Below are 17,005 nucleotides of genomic sequence, written 5' to 3' on the forward strand. Positions count from 1 at the left end.
GGGAGATCGGGGGTGCACGCGTGCGCATCGGACTGCTTACGGAGGGTGGCTATCCGTATGTGAGCGGTGACGCCAGGCTGTGGTGCGATCGACTCGTACGTGGGCTGGATCGACACGAGTTCGACATCTACGCGCTCAGCCGAAGCGAGCGGCAGGAGGACGAGGGCTGGATTCCCCTGCCACCACAGGTCAGCCGGGTCCGTACGGCACCGCTGTGGACGGCCGCGGACGACGGGGTCGTGTACGGCCGCCGGGCGCGCAGGCGCTTCGCGGAGGTGTACGGCGAACTGGCGGCGGCGGTGTGTTCCGGCGGTGTCGGCGGGGCGGCCGGTGTCGCCGGGTTGTTCGGCGGGGCGGGGGCGTCCGGGGCAGCGGCGGCCTCGGCTGCGATGGCCGGGGCAGCGACGGGTGAAGCGGCGGTGGCCGGGGCGGCGGCGGCCGGGGCCGGTGGGGGTGCGGAGGCTTCCGCGGGCGGCTTCGACGTAGAGGCGGACCGTTTCGGCAACGCTCTGTACGGGCTTGCCGAACTGGCACGTGACGAGGGCGGGCTGGTGGGCGCGCTGCGCTCCGAGGTCGCCGTACGCACGCTGGAGCGCGCTTGTCGTGCGCCGGGCGCATTGCGAGGGGCTCGCGAGGCGCGCGTACCGGATCTGCTGACGTTCGCCTCCCATCTCGAACGCGCCCTGCGCCCTCTTTCGCTCGACTGGTACCAGGACGACGGGCTCGGTTCGGTCGACCTGTGCCACGCCGCGGCGGGCGGCTCGGCCGCACTGCCCGGGCTGCTGGCCCGTCACTTCCACGGGGTGCCGCTGCTGGTCACCGAGTACGGCGTGCCCCTGCGGGCGCACTACCTCGGGGCCTGTGGAGAGGCGCCGGTGCGCGCGCTGCTCGCGGCCTTCCACCGGCGGCTGACCGCCGAGGTCTATCGGCAGTCCGCGTGCCTCACCCCGGGCAACACCCACGCCCGGCGCTGGCAGGAGCGCTGCGGCGCCGACCGTGCCCGGATCCGGACGGTCTACCCCGGCATGGACGCCGCCCGCTTCGCGGAGGTGGGCGAGGCGCCGGAGGGCGCGGATCCGCACACGCTGGTGTGGGTCGGCCGCATCGAACCCGCCAAGGACCTGATCTCCCTGCTGCACGCCTTCGCCGAGATCCGCCGGGCGGAGCCCAGGGCCCGGCTCAGGATCGTCGGAGCGGCCGCGGGATCCGAGTCGGCCGCCTATCTGGGCCACTGCAAGGCCTTGGCCGCGCAGCTCTTCCCGGACGAGGCGGACGGCGTCCACGCGGTCGGCGACAACCCCGTCTCCTTCGAGGAGATCGGCGACCCGGCCGTGCCCAACCTGGCCGAGGCATACGCGGCGGGTGCCGTGGTCGTGCTGTCGAGTGTCGTCGAGGGCTTCCCGATCAGCCTGGTCGAGGCCATGTTCTGCGCCCGGCTGACGGTCTCCACCGACGTGGGCGCGGTCGTGGAGGTCATCGGCGGCACCGGGCTCGTCGTACCGCCGCGTAATCCACGGGCGCTCGCCGAAGCGTGCGTGGCGCTCCTGCGCGAACCCGAGCGCCGCGCGCTCCTCGGCGCGGCAGCCCGCGCACGCGCCCTCGAACTCTTCACTGTCGAGCAGAACGTCGCGGCATTTCGTGGCATCTACCTCGAGATCGTCTCCCACGCCCCGGTACGCAACGACACCGGCGAACCGCTGCCCTTCGGAGTACCTGCCGAGGCCCATGTGCCCGGCCGCTGGGTGGACTCCCGGGTGGTGGCGGGCGGCCCCGGGGGCGCGGGGGGCGCCGGGGAGGTGAGGGCTGCTGGAGCCGCCGGTGTCGCGGGCCTCGGTGCGGGTGCCGCCGGTCGGCCGCGCTGGGCGCTCGACGCGCCTGCTCGGGCGATGACGCCGGCAGGAGCGACGACGCCGGTGGAGGCAACGGCATCGATAGCGACGACGGCTCCTGCCGCGACGCCGGTCCGGGCTGAGGGGACACCTCCGGGCGCGGCGGCGGGGGAACCGGTGACCGCGGGGGAGGGCGCGCGATGAGCGAGCTGAAGGTGGACGGGTCGCGGAAGCTGTACGGACTGGGCGGACTGGGCGGACTGGATGGGCTGGGCCGCTCGGAGGCGTTGAGCGGGCCGGACGGCGACGGCTCCGCCGCGGCCAGTCCCCCGCCCGCCCCCAAGCGCGGTGCCGTCGATCCCGTGAAGGCGCTGATGCACCGACACCGGGAGCTCTGTGAGCGGGCCGTGGACCCCTTGGAGATCGCCGCCGGGCTGGAGGCGCACGGGGTGACCGACCGGACGGCCGCCCGTTTCCGACACCGGGACGTGTTCTCGCTGGCCGAGGAGATGTACGCGCGCGTGCCGCGTGACGGGGAGGAATCCACGGAGCGCGAGCCGGTGCCGCGTGCGCCCGGCGCTCGGGGCGGTTGGGCCGTGCTCGCCCTGCTGCCGGGCGCCGTATGCGCGGCGGTCGTGGCCGGAGTACGGCTCACAGACGGCCAACCCCGCATCGTCGCCGCCGCCGTCGGCGCCCTCGCGGTGGCGCTCACCCTCCCCGTGGCCCTCGACCGGGGCCCCCTGCGCGCCCCGTCCGGCAGCACGAGCCGTACCCACGTCTGGACCTGCTGGCTGATCGCGTACGCCCTCCTCGGCGACGGCCTGCTCACCGCCGGCCTCGACGGCGGCCCCCACGGCCTCTGGTCCCTGGCCACCGCACCCGTACTCGCACTCGCCCTGGCCTGCGCCCCCGCCGTCTGGTGCGCCCATCTCCTCTCGGTGCGCGCCCGCCGCAAACTGGCCTCCAGCCGAGGCCTCGCGGAGTTCGCCGACTCCATGAAGCCCCTGATCCTGGGCGTGTTCGCGCTCCATCTCTGCGTCCTGGCCGCCCTGCTCGCGCTGTGCGGCGCGGTCCTGGACGAGCCCGCCGGGTACGCCGGAGCCGGCGCCCTCGGCGCACTCCTCCTGCTCGCCCGCTTGCTGACGGCCCATGGGTTCGGCCACGCCGCGGCCGTCGCCCTCCGCACGGCCGCCCTGACCGAGGCGGTGGCGTCGGCCACGGTCTTCGCCGGCCGTCTGCCCGGCTGCTCCTTCCTGACCGTTCCGGTCGAGACGGTGACTGTCGCCTGGGGGCCCGGCGCCGTACCGGCCCTCGTGTGTGGCATCCCCGCGCTCGTCCTGCTCGTCCATGCCACCCGCACACTGACCCGGGCCTCGGCCCACGCCCTGCCCTCCGGGGAGACCTGACCCCCTCGGCCTACGCCACGACGGCCGCACACCGCCATGGCGGAGCCCGAGCCCGACCGACGCACGGGACTTCCGTCCCGGGCCTCTCCTCCCGGGGCCCGCGGGGCCGACACCGCGGACCCACCTCATCACCCACGGCACCACCTTCTAAGGAGAAAGCCAGATGATCACCTCCCGAACCGGAGAGCCCGCCCCGGGAGCCGCCCGATGAGGGTCCTGCTGATCGGAGCCAACGGATACCTCGGCCGCTTCGTCGCCGAACGCCTGCTCGCCGACCCGGCCGTGCAGCTCACCGCACTCGGCCGCGGCGACGACGCCGACGTACGGTTCGACCTCGCCACCGGCAGCCCCGGCGCGCTCACCCGCTTCCTGGACGCCGTCCATCCCGGAGTCGTCGTCAACTGCGCCGGAGCCACCCGCGGCGGCGCCCGCGAACTGACCCGGCACAACACCGTCGCCGTCGCCACCGTCTGCGAGGCCCTGCGGCGCAGCGGCTGCGGGGCGCGGCTGGTGCAGCTCGGCTGCGGTGCCGAGTACGGGCCCAGCCAGCCCGGCTCCTCCACCGCCGAGGACGCCGTGCCCCGCCCGGGCGGCCCGTACGGCGTGAGCAAGCTCGCCGCCACCGAACTCGTCCTCGGCTCCGGTCTGGACGCCGTGGTCCTGCGCGTCTTCTCGCCCGCCGGACCCGGTACCCCCGCCGGCTCCCCGCTCGGCCGCCTCGCCGAGGCCATGCGCCGCGCCATGCAGTCCGGCGACGGTGAACTCAAGCTCGGCGGCCTCGGCGTCCAGCGCGACTTCGTCGACGTACGCGACGTCGCCCGCGCCGTCCATGCCGCCTCGCTCTCCGCCGCCCAGGGGGTGATCAACATCGGCTCGGGCCGCGCCGTGCGCCTCCGCGACGCGGCGGCCGTCCTCGCCCGCGTGGCCGGCTACGGCGGTGCCCTCCACGAACTCGACGCCCCGCCCGGCCCGCTCCGGCCGACCATCGGTCACCCCCGCCCCGAACCGGACCACGCCGCTCCCGTCTCCTACCCCTACCCGGACGGCTGCGGCAGCTGGCAGCAGGCCGATGTGCGCACCGCCCGCGACCGGCTCGGCTGGCGCCCCCGGATCAACCTCGAGGAGTCCCTCGCCGACATCTGGATGGAGGCGGCATGCCGTATCTGATCCCCGCCCGGTCCGGCACCGCCAGCACCGGCTTAAGTCTCCGCTTCGGCGTCCCCGGCTATGCTCACCCCCTCGTCGCTCCACTGGAATGGGGCGAACTCACCCGCCCCGGCACCCCTCTGCACTGGGTCGTCCTCAACATCTCCGACGGCCCCGGCACCCGCCCCGACCCGCACTGCCTGGAAGCCGCCGGACGGCTCCGGAACGCTGGCGTCCGGGTCCTCGGCCACCTGGACGTCACCTTCGGGGCACGGGCCCTCGCCGACACCGCCTCCGACGCACGCCGCTTTCTCGACTGGTACCAGGTCGACGGCTTCCTCCTGGACCGCTGCCCCACCGGGCACAGCGCCCTCCCGGAGATCCGCCGCACCGTCACCACGCTCCGCGCGTTCCTCGGCGGCGGCCACATCGTCCTCGGCCACGGAACCCACCCGTATCCCGGATATGCGGAGACCGCCGACCAACTGGTGACCTTCTCCGGGTCGTGGAGCGACTACCGCTGGTCGCAGGTGGCCGAATGGACCGCCGACCATCCACCCGAGCGCTTCTGCCACTTCGTCCACGGTGTCCCCCGCGGCCATCTCGACGAGGCGCTGCGCATCGCCCGCTGGCAGGGTGCCGCCACGATCTACTTCACCGACCGCACGGACCGCGACGGCCGGTTCGACCCCTGGGAGACGATGCCCGGCTACTGGGACGAAATCGTCTCGCTGGTTGGAACGGGTGTCTCGGAATGAAAAAGGGCGTGGCAGTGTTACGGGGAGAACAACTGTAGTGATTGACCGACCAACGGAGTCCCCGTGTCGCTGCCACCCCTGGTCGAGCCCGCTTCCGAGCTCACCGTAGACGAGGTCCGCAGGTACTCCCGCCACCTGATCATCCCCGACGTCGGGATGGACGGGCAGAAGCGGCTGAAGAACGCCAAGGTGCTCTGTGTGGGCGCCGGCGGCCTGGGCTCGCCGGCGCTGATGTACCTGGCCGCGGCGGGCGTCGGGACGCTCGGCATCGTGGAGTTCGACGAGGTCGACGAGTCGAACCTGCAGCGCCAGATCATCCACAGCCAGGCCGACATCGGCCGCTCCAAGGCCGAGTCCGCGCGCGACTCCGTCCTCGGCATCAACCCGTACGTGAACGTGATCCTCCACGAAGAGCGGCTCGAGGCCGAGAACGTGATGGACATCTTCAGCCAGTACGACCTGATCGTCGACGGCACGGACAACTTCGCGACCCGTTACCTGGTCAACGACGCCTGTGTGCTGCTGAACAAGCCGTACGTCTGGGGCTCCATCTACCGCTTCGACGGCCAGGCCTCCGTCTTCTGGTCCGAGTACGGCCCCTGCTACCGCTGCCTCTACCCGGAGCCCCCGCCGCCGGGCATGGTCCCCTCCTGCGCCGAGGGCGGCGTCCTCGGTGTGCTGTGCGCGTCCATCGGCTCCATCCAGGTCACCGAGGCCATCAAGGTCCTCACGGGCACGGGCGAGCCGCTGGTCGGCCGCCTGATGATCTACGACGCCCTGGAGATGCAGTACCGCCAGGTCAAGGTCCGTAAGGACCCGAACTGCGCGGTCTGCGGCGAGAACCCCACCGTCACCGAGCTCATCGACTACGAGGCCTTCTGCGGCGTCGTCTCCGAGGAGGCCCAGGAGGCGGCCGCCGGCTCGACGATCACTCCCAAGCAGCTCAAGGAGTGGATCGACGACGGCGAGAACATCGAGATCATCGACGTCCGCGAGGTCAACGAGTACGAGATCGTCTCCATCCCGGGCGCCAAGCTGATCCCGAAGAACGAGTTCCTCATGGGCACCGCCCTGGAGGCCCTCCCGCAGGACAAGAAGATCGTCCTGCACTGCAAGACGGGTGTCCGCAGTGCGGAAGTCCTCGCCGTCCTGAAGTCGGCGGGCTTCGCCGACGCGGTCCACGTCGGCGGCGGCGTGATCGGCTGGGTCAACCAGATCGAGCCGCAGAAGCCGGTCTACTAGGCACAGGCCTTTCGGGAAGGGGCTCGGCACCACGTGTGCCGGGCCCCTTCCCGTCGCCTCGCGGGCAGGCGCGAGGCGAGGGCCGTCCTTCCCTACGTGCAGACCTTGTCGTTCTTCGGCACCGTTCCGTCCAGCAGATACGCGTTCACCGTCGAGTCGACACACCTGCTGCCGCTGCCGTACGCCCCATGGCCCTCGCCCTTCCAGGTGAGCACCACACCGACACCCTCGCCCAGTTCCTCGGCCATCTTGCGCGCGCCTTCGTAGGGCGTCGCCGGGTCCCCGGTGTTGCCCACCACGAGGACGGGCGCCGCTCCCGGTGCGCTCACCTCCGGTGAGTCCGTCAGGCCGGGCACCGGCCAGTCGTGACACCAGCCCGCGGTGTCCCAGCCCAGGAACTCGCCGAAGACGGGCGAGATCTCCCGGAATTCGGGCAGCAGCCTCTTCGTCTCCTCCCGTGTGGGCCGCTGCTTCTGGTCCAAGCACGATATGACCCGTTGGGAGTGGGTCGTCGTGCCGTAGCGGCCCGAGGGATCGCGCTCGTTGTAGCCGTCGGCGAGTGCCAGCAGTTCGGTGCCGTCGCCGTCCTCGGCCGCGTCGAGCGCGCTGGTCAGAGTGGGCCAGCTCTGCTCGCTGTAGAGCGGCAGGACGATGCCGGTGGTCGCGAGGGTCTGGGTGAGCTCACGGCCGGACGTCGTCGCCAGCGGCTCGGCGTCGATCCGCTCCAGCAGGTCCACGATCTTCTGCGTGCCCTGCTTCGGGTCCTGGCCCGTGGACTTCAGGTAGTTGTCGAGGGCGCGTTGGAAGCCCAGGGTCTGGTTCTTCGCGTGGCCCACCGTGTCGGCGGTCGGGTCGACCACGGCGTCCAGGACCAGACGTCCCACGTTCTTGGGGAACAGATGGGCGTAGACGCCGCCGAGTTCGGTGCCGTACGAGATGCCGAAGTAGTGCATCTTCTCGTCGCCGAGGACCTGGCGCATGAGGTCCATGTCACGTGCGGTCTCCGCGGTCGAGACATGCGCCAGCAGCTTGCCCGCCGCCTTCTCGCAGCCCGCGCCGAAGTCGGCGGCGTCCTTGAAGAAAGCCGTCTCCTCCGCCGCGTCGTCCGGGGTCGCGTCCACCGCCTCGCCCGCCTGGATCTCCTTGTCGCTGCGGCAGCGCACGCCGTCGCTCTCGGCGACCCCGCGCGGATCCCAGCTCACCAGGTCGTATCGCTCGTGCAGTTCACTCGCCAGCCCCGCGTACGACGGCAGCATCGACACCCCGGAGCCGCCGGGCCCGCCGAAGTTGAACAGGAGCGAGCCGAGACGCTTGCCGTCGCCGCCGGTCGCCTTGCTGCGGATCAGGGCGAGCCCGATCGTCCCGTCGTCCGGCTTCGTGTAGTCCAGCGGCACCTGCAGCGTCGCGCACTGCCAGTCGCCGCCCGGCGCCGGACCCTGCGATGTCGCCTCGCAGCGCCCCCAGTCGAGCTTCTGCGACGCGGGTGAAGAGGCCGAGGCTTTTCCGTCGCCAGCCTCCTCGCCTCCCTCGTCGTCCGTGCCTCCGCTGCAACCGGCGATCAGCAGCACGGCCGCGGCCAGAGCCGCTCCCCGTGGAAAACGCGCCATGAGCACTTCCCCCCTCTCGCGATACCGTTCACCGGATGTCCCGAATGACAGTCATGCCATGGTATGCGGACCGCGCCGAATGCCGAGATCGCCTGTGGATAACGTTCTGACCTGCAGATCTACGAGCAAACCGTGCCGGCTTTCGGTACCTTCCCCGACAGCAGGTAGTCGTCCACGGCTGTCCTGACGCACGCATTCCCGCTGCGGTACGCCCCGTGCCCCTGCCCCTTGTACGTCAGCTCGACACCGACTCCCGGCCCGAGCGCCTCCACCATTCTCCGCGCGCCCCCGTACGGGGTGGCCGGGTCGCCGGTGTTGCCGATCACGAGGATCGGCGCCGAGCCCGGGGCGCGCACGTCGGGATGGTCGGCGGCGCCGGCCACGGCCCAGTCGGTGCAGCTGAGCATGGACCATGCCAGCCACTCGCCGAAGACGGGTGAGGCCGCCCGGAACTCGGCGAGTCTCGCCTCCACGTCCTCGGTGGTGTGGCGAGGCCTGTCGTCCGCGCAGTTGATGGCGACGTTCGCCGCTGTGATGTTGCTGTACTCGCCGTTCTCGCTGCGCCCGTTCAACGAGTCGGACAGCAGCATCAGCAGGCGGCCGTCCCCGTCGTACGCCTGCTTCAAGCCCTCCGTCAGATAGGGCCAGAGGTCCTGGGAGTACAAGGCCTGGGCGATGCCGTTCGTCGCCTCCGACTGCGTGAGGTCGCGGGGGAAGACTCCGTTGATCGGTTTGGTGTCGAGGTCGTCGAGCAGCTTGGTGATCCGGTCCTGGACCCCCTGCTCGGTGTCGCCGACGGGGCAGTCCTCCGCCTTCGACACACAGTCCCTCGCGTAGTTGTCGAGCGCCAGCTGGAAGCCCTTGGCCTGCCCGAGCGAGCCCTGCTCGGCCGTCTGGGTCGGGTCGACGACCGCGTCGAACACGGCTCGTCCGACATTGCCTGGGAACAGGTGGGCGTAGACCCCGCCGAGTTCGGTGCCGTAGGAGAAGCCGACGTAGTGGAGCTTGTCGTCGCCGAGGACCTGGCGCATCAGGTCCATGTCGCGGGCCGCGTCCGTGGTGCGGACGTACGGGAGGGTCTTGCCGGAGTTCTTCTCGCACGCGGAGTTGAACGTCTTCGTGGTGTCGAGGAACCGCGTCCGCTCGGCCGCGTCGTCCGGGGTCCCGTCCTGCTGGAAGTACTTGTCGAGTTCCTCGTAGTCCTCGCATGTGATGCCCGCGCTGCGGCCGACGCCACGCGGGTCGAAGCTCACCAGGTCGTAGCGAGTGCGCAGTTTCGCGTAGTCCTCGCCGAAGGAGGGGATCGTCTTGACGCCCGAGAGGCCGGGACCGCCGAAGTTGAAGACGAGCGAGCCGATGCGCTGGTCGCCGGTGCCGCTCGACCGGGCCCGGATGAGCGCGAGGGAGATGGTGTCGCCCTCGGGCTCGTCCCAGTCGAGAGGGGCCTTCATGGTCGAGCACTGCCAGACGTCGCCGTCCGGAAGAGGCGAGGGAGCGGCGCCGCCGCCCTGGGACGCGGACGGCGCCTCGCAGGTCTCCCAGCTCAGCTTCTGGGCCGCCAGGTCCTCGCCGCGGCCCTCGGCCTCGTCGCCGCAGCCCGCCGCCGACAGGGACAGCAGGGCGGCGAGGGCGGTCACGGCGAGGGCCCGTGGTCGGGGCGAGGTGGGCATGCGTCCATCCTGGAGCCGACCGGGGCGGGGCGCTCGGGACGCGAGCCGTGCGGGTGAGACGCGGGAGGCGGGTCCACGCGCGCGTGGACGCCGGTTCGGTCGGCACGCGCGTGTGCCGACCGAACCGGCATCCCCCGCCTAGAGTGCGCCCTTGCGTGACAGCTGGTTGAAGGCCAGCCATCCCGGCAGGACGGGCAGCCACAGAGTCAGCAGGCGGAACAGCAGCACCGCGGGCGCGGCGACCTCCAAGGGGAGCCCCACGGCGGTCAGACCGACCGTCAGGGTGGCCTCGACAGCGCCCACACCACCCGGCGTCGGAGCCGCGGAACCCAGTGCGTTGCCCGCGAGGAAGACGACGGCGACGCTGGCGATGCTGAGCGAGGCGGTGTCGCTGCCGAAGGCACGGATCGACGCGTCCAGGCACATCACGAAGCAGCCGGTGAGGAGCAGCATGCCGCCGATGCCGGTGACCAGTTTCTGCGGCCGCTGCAGTACGTCGAGCATGCGGGGCACGACACCGGCGAAGAGCGACCGCACGCGCGTGACGACGAACTTGCGCAGGAAGGGGATCGAGGTCACCACCAGGACGAGCACCGCGACCGTCAACAGACCCGCGATGACGGTGCGGGACGGCGACAGGGACGGGGTTTTCTCGGTTCCGGTCAGATAACCGAAGGCGAGCAGCATCAGGATGTGGCAGCCCAGCCCGAACAACTGCGACGCGCCGACACTCGCCACCGCGAGCCCCGGCCGCACCCCCGCACGCTGCAGGAAGCGCGTGTTGAGGGCCACACCGCCCACCGCCGCCGGAGCCACGATCTTCACGAACGACCCGGCGACCTGCGCCGCCACCGTTCGCAGGAAAGGCACCCGCTCCGGTACGAAGCCCAGCAGGCTCATCGCAGCCGCGACATAGCTCAGCGCGGAGAAGAGCGCGGCCGCGGCGACCCAGCCCCATTCGGCGTTCTCGATGAGCGGCCCGAACTCGATGTGGGTGAGCTGGGTCAGGAGGAAGTACGCGCCGATGGCACCGGCGAAGAGGCTGATCAGCGTGCGCGGCTTGACCCGCTCCAGACGGGCCGGTTCGACCGGCGCCTGGGGCCTGATCAGCAGCACCTGGTGGCGGATCTGGGTGAGCAGGTCCTCCTCGCGAGCCCCTTCCAGGGCCTCGTCGATCGCCCGCTTCTCGGCCCGCTGTTCGGCCCGTACGGCCTTCTTGTCCGCCTTGGCGGGGTCGATGGCCTCCTTGTGCTCCTCCGCCCGGGCCTGTTTGGCCAGCTGGGAGGCCTCCAGGACCGCCTCGCGCTGGCGTTCCGAGCGTTCCCGGGCCAGTCGGCGCAGGGTCGCGCGCGTGGAGCGCGACAGCGCGATGGGCTGCAGCATCGGCAGGCAGTCGGCCACCGCGTCGGGCCCGAGCACGCTCACCGCCGAGGCCACCGCGCGCTCGGCGCCCACCCGCAGGCCCAGCGTCGTCAGCAGCTGGGAGACGTCCATCCGCAGGACGAGATCGCCGGCCGCGATCTCCCCGACGCGCAGATCGGTCAGGATCACGGTGCCGGAACGATCCACCAGAATGGCGTCGCCCACGAGTCTGCGGTGGGCGATGCGCCGCGACTGCAGTGCCTGCACCTGGTGCCAGGTGTCGGCCATCAACTCGTCGGTGACCTCGTCGTCCGCCAGGGAGTCCAGGGTGCGCCCACCGGTGTGCTCGTAGACGAGCATCACGGCGTCCGGTCCTAGTTCGGAGGTCGCGATCAGCTTGGGCGCGTTGGCGCCGGCCGCGATGGCCGCGTACGCGAGGAGCGCCTCCTGCTCCAGCGCCTGGCGCAGCGACTGGAGGCTGCGGCGCGTGGTGATGCCGCGCAGCGTCAGCCGTCGCCAGACCCGGTAGAAGAAGCCCTGCGCCTGCTGCTCCCGGTCGACGACGGTGACGTCCAGGGGCGGACCGTCCTCCAGCGTCACGAAGTACCGGCGGCCCCGGTCCCCGCCTTCCGCCGTCTCCGGGACCTCCTCGCGGGCGGCGCTCACCGGCTTGAAGCCGACCCGCCTGAGACCTGCCATCAGGGTCCGGCCGGTCGGTCGTACGTTCGGTGAGCCGACCGCGTACAGCGTCCCGTAGGCGACGGTCCAGCCGATCAGCACGGTCAGGATGATCGAGAACGGTGTCGTGTAGCCGGTGACCAGCATGGAGAAGGCGTCCAGCAGCAGCACGATCCACAGCACGGCCCGCCAGCGCGGTCTGCGTGACATGCCGACGGCGGTCATGTACGCGATGACCGGCGCGAGATAGCCGTGCACGGGGTCGGTGAGGGCGTGGATGTCACCGGGGGAGGGCTGGGTGAGCGCCTCCTGGATCGAGTCCGGGGCGGCTCGCGCGACCCACAGGTCCGTCGCGAGCGTCACACCATGGGCCAGGACCGCCGCGAGCACGCCGTCGGCGATGCGCAGCCCGTCCCGCTTGATCAGCCGTTCGATCGCGAAGGCGACCGGCACCAGCAGGATCGCGATGCTCGACCCGAGGCCCGCGAGCTTGATCAGGAGGTCGGGCGCCTGCCCCGTGCCCTTGCTGATGTCCTGTTCGAGCCCGGAGGTGGTGCCATGGGCGAAGGCGGCGATCGCCAGCAGGACGATGATCCCGAGAATGCCGACCGAGAGCCGCATGAGGTCGGAAGGGCGGTGCACGCGCGCGGGGAGCAACGGCTCGTCGCCCTCGACCTCCTCGGCGTGGGCGTCCTCCTGACCGTCCTCGGCCCGCTCTCCCTGCTGTTCCTCGTTCTCGTGCGACTTGTGGGCGGCCTTCTCGGTCGATGGCGGGGCAGTGCCGGGGTCCTTCTTCGACACGTTCTCGGTGCCCTGGTCGCCCCCGTCGGCGGTGTCCGGGCGCGACGAGGCGTCAGAGGTGCCCGACGCGTCATCGGGGTGCACGCTCTGCTGCTTCATCGTCTCTTCTTGGTCTCGTATCACCAGTCACCGCCCGCACGATGGTGGCATGCCCGGTGGGCACACAGGGGCATCAGGGTGCGATGCGGGGGCGCACAGTCTGCCCGAAGACCGCCCTCGGGGCGAGGCGCGCACGCGTCGGCCACCACCTCCCATTGTCGGTGGGGTGAGGCAGGATGGGGCGGATGAGCGAGGAGAGCCTTCCGGCGGATGCCCTGCCGGAGTACGCGGAGCGGGTCCTCGAGGTCACCGACCTGATCCCGCCCGGGCGGGTCATGACATACGGGGATGTCGCCGAGTGGCTGGGAGATGGCGGCCCGCGCCAGGTGGGCCGGGTGATGGCCCTCTACGGAGGGGCTGTCCCGTGGTGGCGGGTCGTCCGCGCCGACGGTGTCCTGCTGCCCGGCCACGAGCTGAGAGCTCTGGACCACTACCGCGCGGAGGGAACCCCGCTGCGCGAGGCGAGCCGCGCCACCGAGGGCCATGTGCCACGCGTCGACATCGGACGGGCGCGCTGGGACGGCGGCGAACACGCGGAAGGTCCCACCTGACAGTTTCCGGCAGCCGCCGGACGTCGGTGCGACCCCTGGTCCGTACGGGGGAAGCGGGGCACGTCGGTGGCATGCCGTACGTTCGTGGGGCGAGGGACGTACGTGCCCCGCGAGTCGGGAGGGAACAAGGGGAAGGCCTGCTTCCGCACCAGACGTCGGCGTAGCGTCGGCTGCACGCGTCCCTCTCACCCCGCGGCCACCGTCCTCGACGAACGGCGGGCCTCCCACCCGTCTCCCGACCACCACCCTTCGACGACGGCGCACCGCGTCGGCAGTGACATCTCGCACACCCACCAGGACCGGCGAACCACGTGAGCTCCTCTTTCTCCACCAGGCGCCTGTCGCACACCCAGGTGCGACAGGGGAGCCGTGGCGCTTACCGACTGGTGCGTACCCCGCCGGCCAGAACGGACCCCCCTCGTCTGGACGCCGAGCAGCGTGGCGTGGTTGACCACGAGAACGGTCCTCTGCTCGTTCTGGCAGGCCCGGGCACCGGCAAGACCACCACGCTCGTCGAGTCCGTGGCGGCCCGCGTCGCCCGCGGAGCGGACCCCGCGCGTGTGCTGGTCCTGACCTTCAGCCGCAAGGCCGCCGTGGAACTGCGCGACCGGATGGCGCTGCGCATGGGCGCCGCGCACGCCCCGCAGGCCACCACCTTCCACTCGTTCTGCTACGCCCTGGTCCGCGCCCACCAGGACAGCGAGCTCTTCGTCGAACCACTGCGGCTGCTGTCCGGCCCCGAACAGGACGTCGCGGTCCGTGAACTGCTCGCGGGTCAGCCCGACCTGGAGCGCCTGGGCCTCGCACATGTGCGCTGGCCGGACGAACTGCGCGCCTGCCTCACCACACGAGGGTTCGCCGACGAGGTCCGCGCCGTCCTAGCCCGCAGCCGTGAACTGGGCCTGGCCCCCGAGGACCTGCGGGCCTTCGCCTCGCGCATCGGCCGCCCGGACTGGCTCGCGGCCTCCGCCTTCCTCGCCGAGTACCTCGACGTCCTCGATCTGCAAGGAGTGCTCGACTACGCAGAACTGGTCCACCGCGCGGTCCTCCTCGCCGGCCGCCCCGGAGTCGCCGAGCAGCTGGCCGCCCAGTACGACGCGGTCTACGTCGACGAGTACCAGGACACCGACCCGGCACAGGTACGGCTCCTGGGGGCCCTGGCGGGCGGCGGCCGCACCCTTGTCGCCTTCGGCGACCCCGACCAGTCGATCTACACCTTCCGGGGCGCCGACGTGAACGGCATTCTGGAGTTCCCGGTCGCCTTCCCACGCGTGGACGGCCGCCAGGCCCCGGTGGCCGTCCTCAGGAACTCCCGCCGCTCGGGAGCCGCTCTCCTCGCCGCCACCCGTCTGCTCACGCAGCGCATGCCGCTCACCCGCCTCCCCGCGGAGAAGGTACGGGCCCACCGCGCACTCAGGCCTGTACGGGACGGGGGCCGCGTCGAGGTCTTCACGTACCCGACCCCGGGCACCGAGCTGGACAACATCGCGGACGTCCTGCGCCGGGCGCATCTGGAGGATGGCGTCCCCTGGAGCGAGATGGCCGTCCTCGTGCGCGCCGGCGCCCGTACGATCCCCTCGATCCGGCGCGCTCTCACCGCCGCGGGCGTCCCCCTGGAGATCGACGGCGACGACTTGCCCCTGCGCCACGAACCGGCCGTACAGCCGCTGTTGACGGCGCTGCGCGCGGTGGCACGGGCGGAGCTGGGGGAATCGGTCCCGACGGTGCCGGAGGAGCGGGCGGACCTCGTCGAGCCCGGCGAAGCCGAGGGTGCCGCAGCGGCCGAGGCGGCGGGAGCGGTTGGAGACGCGGCGGCGGCTGAGGAGGCCGGGGACGCCGAAGGTCTGGTGGCCGCTGACGCGGGAGACGACGAGGGGCCGGTGGCCGCTGACGCGGGAGACGACGAAGGGCCGGTCGCCGCCGAGGCGGCAAGGTCCCAGGAGCCGTCCGTCGCGCCCGAGCCGCAGCGGTCCTGGCTCGACACCGAGACCGCGCTCAACCTCCTCGCCTCCCCCCTCGGGGGCATGGACCCGGCCGACCTGCGGCGTCTAGGGCGCGCGTTGCGCGAGGAGGAGCGGGCCGGCGGCAACTCCGTACCTCCGCCCTCGGACGAACTGCTGGCACGCGCGCTGGCGGAGCCGGAGCGTCTGGTGGCGCACGACCCGGTGTACGCGCGGGGCGCGCAACGCCTCGGCGCGCTCTTGCGGAAAGCCCGTGAGCGCCTCGCGGGCGGCGGCACGGCCGAGGAGGCGCTGTGGGAGCTGTGGGACGGAACCCCGTGGCCCAGGCGTCTGGAGCGGGCCGCCAGGCGTGGTGGCGCGGCCGGACGCAACGCGGACCGCGACCTCGACGCCGTGTGCGCGCTGTTCGCCACGGCGGCCCGCGCGGAGGAGCGCACCGGCGGTCTCGGCGCCCTCAACTTCCTGGCGGAGATCGAGGCCGAGGACATCGCCGCCGACACGCTCACCGGTCGGGCCGTCCGCCCCGACGCCGTACGCCTGATGACCGCGCACCGCTCCAAGGGCCTTCAGTGGCGCCTGGTCGTCGTCGCGGGCGTCCAGGAGGGCCTGTGGCCGGATCTGCGCCGCCGAGGCTCGCTCCTGGAAGCCGACCGCATCGGCCGTGACGGTCTCGCCGAACCGCTCACCCCGGGCGCGCTGCTCGCGGAGGAACGCCGTCTGTTCTACGTGGCCACCACGCGCGCGCGTGAACGCCTCGTCGTCACCGCTGTGAAGGCACCCGCCGACGACGGCGACCAGCCCTCCCGTTTCCTCGCCGAACTCGGTGTCGAGCCCAAGGACGTCACGGGGCGCCCCCGCCGCCCGCTGTCCGTGGCCGCCCTGGTCGCCGAACTGCGCGCCACGACGGTGGACCCGCGCGTGTCGGACACCCTTCGTGAGGCCGCCGCCCTACGCCTGGCCCGGCTGGCCGCGCTGAGCGACGAGGATGGCCGCCCGCTCGTCCCGTCGGCGCACCCGTACCGCTGGTGGGGCATGTTCGAGCCCACCGAGAGCAAGGTGCCGCTCAGAAACCGCGACCAACCCGTCGTGCTGTCCGGAAGCGCCCTCGACCAGCTCGCCAACACCTGTGCCCTGCAGTGGTTCCTGGGCCGCGAGGTGAAGGCCGACGCGCCCGCGACCGCCGCGCAGGGCTTCGGCAACGTCGTCCACGTCCTCGCCGACGAGGTCGCCTCCGGACGCACCCCCGCCGACCTCGACGTCCTCATGGAGCGACTCGACTCCGTGTGGAACGCGCTCGCCTTCGACGCGCCCTGGAAGTCGGAGCAGGAGAAGCAGCACGCGCGCGTGGCGCTCGAACGCTTCCTGAAGTGGCACGTCATGGACCGCACGGGGCGCGCCCCGGTGGCCAGCGAGCACGACTTCGACGTCACCCTCGAAGCGGGCGACTACGAGGTGCGCATCCGGGGTTCCATGGACCGCGTCGAGGCCGACACCGAGGGCCGCGCGTACGTCGTCGACTTCAAGACCGGCAAGCAGCCCGTGAGTTCCGCCGAGGTGACCCGCCACCCCCAGCTCGCGGTGTACCAGCTCGCCGTCCGCGAGGGAGCCGTCGACGAACCCTTCGGCGGCACACGCCCAGAACCGGGCGGCGCCGAACTCGTCCAACTGCGGCAGGGCGCCGCCAAGAAGAACGGCGGCGAGACCCTTCCCAAGGTGCAGGCCCAGGAACCCCTGGAGGGCGAGTGGGTCGGAGACCTCCTCGCCACAGCAGCCGGCAAGGTCCTGGACGAACGTTTCTCGCCCACCACGGGACAACACTGCGCACACTGCGCGTTCCGGGCATCGTGCAGCGCGCGCCCGGAGGGCCGTCACGTGGTCGAGTGAGACCACCCCCA

10 protein-coding genes are annotated in these 17,005 nt (G+C 72.0%); 7 read left to right on the forward strand and 3 right to left on the reverse strand.

Annotation, left to right across the window (positions count from 1 at the left end):
* The first annotated feature begins 20 nt into the window (after positions 1-20).
* From ACWD26_RS11595 to moeZ, 5 genes are all read left to right on the forward strand, one after another.
* Complete coding sequence (locus ACWD26_RS11595; RefSeq protein WP_451268710.1) at positions 21-2,033, forward strand: DUF3492 domain-containing protein; 2,013 nt, start codon at positions 21-23, stop codon at positions 2,031-2,033.
* Positions 2,030-3,235 (forward strand): hypothetical protein, encoded by a 1,206-nt coding sequence (locus tag ACWD26_RS11600; protein ID WP_451268712.1) that lies wholly within the window; start codon positions 2,030-2,032, stop codon positions 3,233-3,235. Before ACWD26_RS11595 ends, ACWD26_RS11600 begins: the two co-directional genes overlap by 4 nt.
* A 207-nt stretch (positions 3,236-3,442) precedes the next feature.
* A complete protein-coding gene (locus ACWD26_RS11605; RefSeq protein ID WP_451268714.1) occupies positions 3,443-4,402 on the forward strand; it encodes an NAD-dependent epimerase/dehydratase family protein in 960 nt (319 codons plus the stop codon).
* Positions 4,390-5,139, forward strand: coding sequence for a spherulation-specific family 4 protein (locus ACWD26_RS11610; protein WP_451268716.1), 750 nt, complete (start codon positions 4,390-4,392; stop codon positions 5,137-5,139). The genes ACWD26_RS11605 and ACWD26_RS11610 overlap by 13 nt, the downstream gene beginning before the upstream one ends.
* Positions 5,140-5,202: 63 nt before the next feature.
* On the forward strand, positions 5,203-6,381 hold the full coding sequence (gene moeZ / locus ACWD26_RS11615; RefSeq protein ID WP_451268718.1) for an adenylyltransferase/sulfurtransferase MoeZ: 1,179 nt from the start codon (positions 5,203-5,205) through the stop codon (positions 6,379-6,381).
* Positions 6,382-6,473: 92 nt separating this feature from the next.
* On the opposite strand, the gene ACWD26_RS11620 is transcribed toward moeZ, so the two are convergent.
* The 3 genes from ACWD26_RS11620 to ACWD26_RS11630 all read right to left on the reverse strand — a co-directional run bounded on the left by ACWD26_RS11620 (position 6,474) and on the right by ACWD26_RS11630 (position 12,598).
* The gene (locus ACWD26_RS11620; RefSeq protein ID WP_451268720.1) at positions 6,474-7,988 is read right to left on the reverse strand and encodes an alpha/beta hydrolase; all 1,515 of its coding nucleotides are present in this window, start codon (positions 7,986-7,988) and stop codon (positions 6,474-6,476) included.
* Positions 7,989-8,107: 119 nt separating this feature from the next.
* A complete protein-coding gene (locus ACWD26_RS11625; protein ID WP_451268722.1) occupies positions 8,108-9,658 on the reverse strand; it encodes an alpha/beta fold hydrolase in 1,551 nt (516 codons plus the stop codon).
* Between the two features lie 138 nt (positions 9,659-9,796).
* Positions 9,797-12,598, reverse strand: a complete 2,802-nt coding sequence (locus ACWD26_RS11630) for a lysylphosphatidylglycerol synthase domain-containing protein (RefSeq protein WP_451268724.1) — start codon at positions 12,596-12,598, stop codon at positions 9,797-9,799.
* A gap of 185 nt (positions 12,599-12,783) precedes the next feature.
* On the opposite strand from ACWD26_RS11630, the gene ACWD26_RS11635 reads away from it, so the two are divergent.
* Together ACWD26_RS11635 and ACWD26_RS11640 are read left to right on the forward strand one after the other, a co-directional pair.
* Positions 12,784-13,149: an MGMT family protein gene (locus ACWD26_RS11635; RefSeq protein ID WP_451268726.1), complete on the forward strand. Its 366-nt coding sequence runs from the start codon at positions 12,784-12,786 to the stop codon at positions 13,147-13,149.
* Between the two features lie 311 nt (positions 13,150-13,460).
* A complete protein-coding gene (locus ACWD26_RS11640; RefSeq protein ID WP_451268728.1) occupies positions 13,461-16,994 on the forward strand; it encodes an ATP-dependent helicase in 3,534 nt (1,177 codons plus the stop codon).
* Positions 16,995-17,005 lie beyond the last annotated feature (11 nt).

This window comes from Streptomyces sp. NPDC002787 (genome assembly GCF_053592095.1).